2 rRNA genes are annotated in these 3,345 nt (G+C 56.7%); both read right to left on the reverse strand.

The features are described from left to right. Positions 1-80: 80 nt before the first annotated feature. Positions 81-192 (reverse strand): 5S ribosomal RNA (gene rrf, locus BW972_RS19390). A gap of 134 nt (positions 193-326) precedes the next feature. Then, positions 327-3,223, reverse strand: a 23S ribosomal RNA gene (locus BW972_RS19395). Positions 3,224-3,345: the final 122 nt, after the last annotated feature.

The raw sequence follows: 3,345 nt of genomic DNA on the forward strand, positions 1-3,345 counted from the left end.
GCCTTCCCCTTCATTGCGGTGGGGGGTATTAAACGCGTACGGCCCCTGACTCTTGCGAATCAGGGGCCGTGCGTTGTTGGGGTTGGCGGCCACCTACTCTCCCGGGTGTGACCCCAGTACCATCGGCGCAGCCGGGCTTAACTTCTCTGTTCGGGATGGGAAGAGGTGCTCACCGGCGCCATAGCCGCCATTCTCTTCGCTCGGCTGTTATGCGAGCTTGATGGCTGTGTGTAAGTTGTTTTGACTTGTTGGGAGAGAAAAAGCCTTCGGACGCTTGTAGGGCCAAGGGGCGGGCCGGCACGTGGCCGGCTAGCACTGTGCGTGCTTTGAGAACGCGCTCGGGCAATTAGTACCGCTCGGCTTTGCCATCTCTGACTTTACACCTGCGGCCTATCAACGTCATCGTCTCTGACGGCCCTTAAGGGAGATCTCATCTTGGGGCGGGTTTCGCACTTAGATGCTTTCAGCGCTTATCCCGTCCGAGCGTAGCTACCCTGCGCTGCGGCTGGCGCCACAACAGGTCCACCAGAGGCTCGTCCATCCCGGTCCTCTCGTACTAAGGACAGAACCCCTCAAATCTCCGACGCCCACAACAGATAGGGACCGAACTGTCTCACGACGTTCTGAACCCAGCTCGCGTGCCACTTTAATCGGCGAACAGCCGAACCCTTGGGACCTTCTCCAGCCCCAGGACGTGACGAGCCGACATCGAGGTGCCAAACCTCCCCGTCGATATGAGCTCTTGGGGGAGATCAGCCTGTTATCCCCAGAGTACCTTTTATCCTTTGAGCGATGGCCCTTCCATGCGGAACCACCGGATCACTATATCCGCCTTTCGGCCCTGCTCGGCTTGTGGGCCTCACAGTCAAGCTCCCTTCTGCTATTGCGCTCTGCGCACGGTTACCAAGCGTGCTGAGGGAACCTTTGAAAGCCTCCGTTATTGTTTTGGAGGCGACCACCCCAGTCAAACTACCCACCAAGCACGGTCCTCCACTCTGTGGAGTTAGGCGCCAAGCAACTCAAGGGCCGTATTTCAAGGAAGAATCCACGACGCCTGGCGACGCCGCTTCGCATTCTCCGGCCTATCCTACACATGAGTTACCCAGCGTCAATGCTAAGCTATAGTAAAGGTTCATGGGGTCTTTCCGTCCCGTTGCGGGTACTCGGCATCTTCACCGAGACTACAATTTCACCGAGCTCACGGCTGAGACAGCGCCCAGATCGTTACACCATTCGTGCAGGTCGGAACTTACCCGACAAGGAATTTCGCTACCTTAGGACCGTTATAGTTACGGCCGCCGTTTACCGGGGCTTCGATTCAGAGCTTCGCCTTGCGGCTAACCCCCCCTCTTAACCTTCCGGCACCGGGCAGGTGTCAGGCCTTATACGTCATCTCTCGATTTGGCAAAGCCATGTGTTTTTGTTAAACAGTCGCCTGGGCCTTTTCACTGCGGCTTCTCTGGTTGCCCAGAGGAAGCGCCCCTTCTCCCGAAGTTACAGGGCCATTTTGCCGAGTTCCTTGGCCGTGATTCACTCGAGCACCTTAGGATTCTCTCCTCGACCACCTGTGTCGGTTTGCGGTACGGGCGGCCATGCATTTAAACGCTTAGCGGGTTTTCTAGGGAGCCTGCTTAGGGACGCTATCCCCGCGGCCGAGGCCTTGGGGTACTATCGGCTTTCAGCTAGCCCGGCGTACTTCACTACCGGGCCACTACCTACGGCCTTCAACGCACTATTCCGTCAGTGCGCGGTCCTTTCACTTCTCCGTCACCGCATCGCTATGCATAGCCGGTGCTGGAATATTAACCAGCTGTCCATCGACCTGCGCTTTCGCCTCGGCCTTAGGTCCCGACTAACCCTGATCCGATTAGCGTTGATCAGGAAACCTGGGTCTTTCGGTGTGCGGGTTTCTCGCCCGCATTATCGTTACTTATGCCTACATTTGCTTTTCCAAGCGCTCCAGCCCGGCTTGCCGCCAGACCTTCGTCGCCCTTGGAATGCTCCCCTACCAGTATAGAATAATCTATAATCCGCAGCTTCGGTACCACGCTTGATGCCCGATTATTATCGATGCCCTGTCGCTCGACCAGTGAGCTGTTACGCACTCTTTAAATGAGTGGCTGCTTCCAAGCCAACATCCTGGCTGTCTGTGCAACTGGACCCCCTTTGTTCAACTTAGCGCGAATTTAGGGACCTTAGCTGGCGGTCTGGGTTCTTTCCCTCTCGGCGCGGGACCTTAGCACCCCGCGCCTCACTGCCGCGTATATCAAATGGCATTCGGAGTTCGTCAGGATTCGGTAGGATTTGACTCCCCCTAGTCCTATCGGTAGCTCTACCTCCATATGACTCGACCGCGACGCTGCCCCTAAAGGCATTTCGGGGAGTACGAGCTATTTCTCAGTTTGATTGGCCTTTCACCCCTACCCACAGGTCATCCAAATACTTTTCAACGTAAACTGGTTCGGACCTCCAGTTGGTTTTACCCAACCTTCATCCTGCCCATGGGTAGATCACAAAGTTTCGCGTCTACCCCCTCTGACTGTGCGCCCTGTTCAGACTCGCTTTCGCTGCGGCTCCGCCCCTTGAGAGGCTTAACCTTGCCAGAGAGGAGTAACTCGTAGGCTCATTATGCAAAAGGCACGCCGTCACCCCACGAAGGGGCTCCGACCGCTTGTAGGCGCATGGTTTCAGGATCTGTTTCACCCCCCTATTCGGGGTACTTTTCACCTTTCCCTCACGGTACTGGTTCACTATCGGTCTCTCAGGAGTATTTAGCCTTAGCGGATGGTGCCGCTGGATTCAGGCGGGATTTCTCCGGTCCCGCCCTACTCAGGATACCACTAGGGCCTGTGTCCTTACGCGCAAAGGGCTGTCACCTTCTCCGGCCAGACTTCCCAGTCTGTTACGCTTCAAACAGCAGGTCCCACACCGTGGTCCTACAACCCCGCTCCTGCCGTGACAGGGGCGGTTTGGGCTCTTCCGCGTTCGCTCGCCACTACTTGCGGAATCATTGTTATTTTCTCTTCCTCCGGGTACTTAGATGTTTCAGTTCCCCGGGTTCGCCCCCTTTCGGGTGCCGCGTCTTCAACACGGCGGGTTGCCCCATTCGGATATCCGCGGATCACATCGTATGTGCCGATCCCCGCGGCTTTTCGCAGCTTGTCGCGTCCTTCATCGCCTCTGAGAGCCTAGGCATCCCCCATGCGCCCTTCTCTGCGTTCTCGCCGGTGGTCCTGAGACCGCCGGCCCGCTTCTTGGGCTGCACCGGAATAAATTCCAGGCAGTCTTACCTTATAATGTCTTTGTTTTTCTCTCTCCCATCATGTCAAAGAACTTCTCTCAAGG

Source organism: Pontibacter lucknowensis, assembly GCF_900156415.1.
GTDB lineage: Bacteria > Bacteroidota > Bacteroidia > Cytophagales > Hymenobacteraceae > Pontibacter > Pontibacter lucknowensis.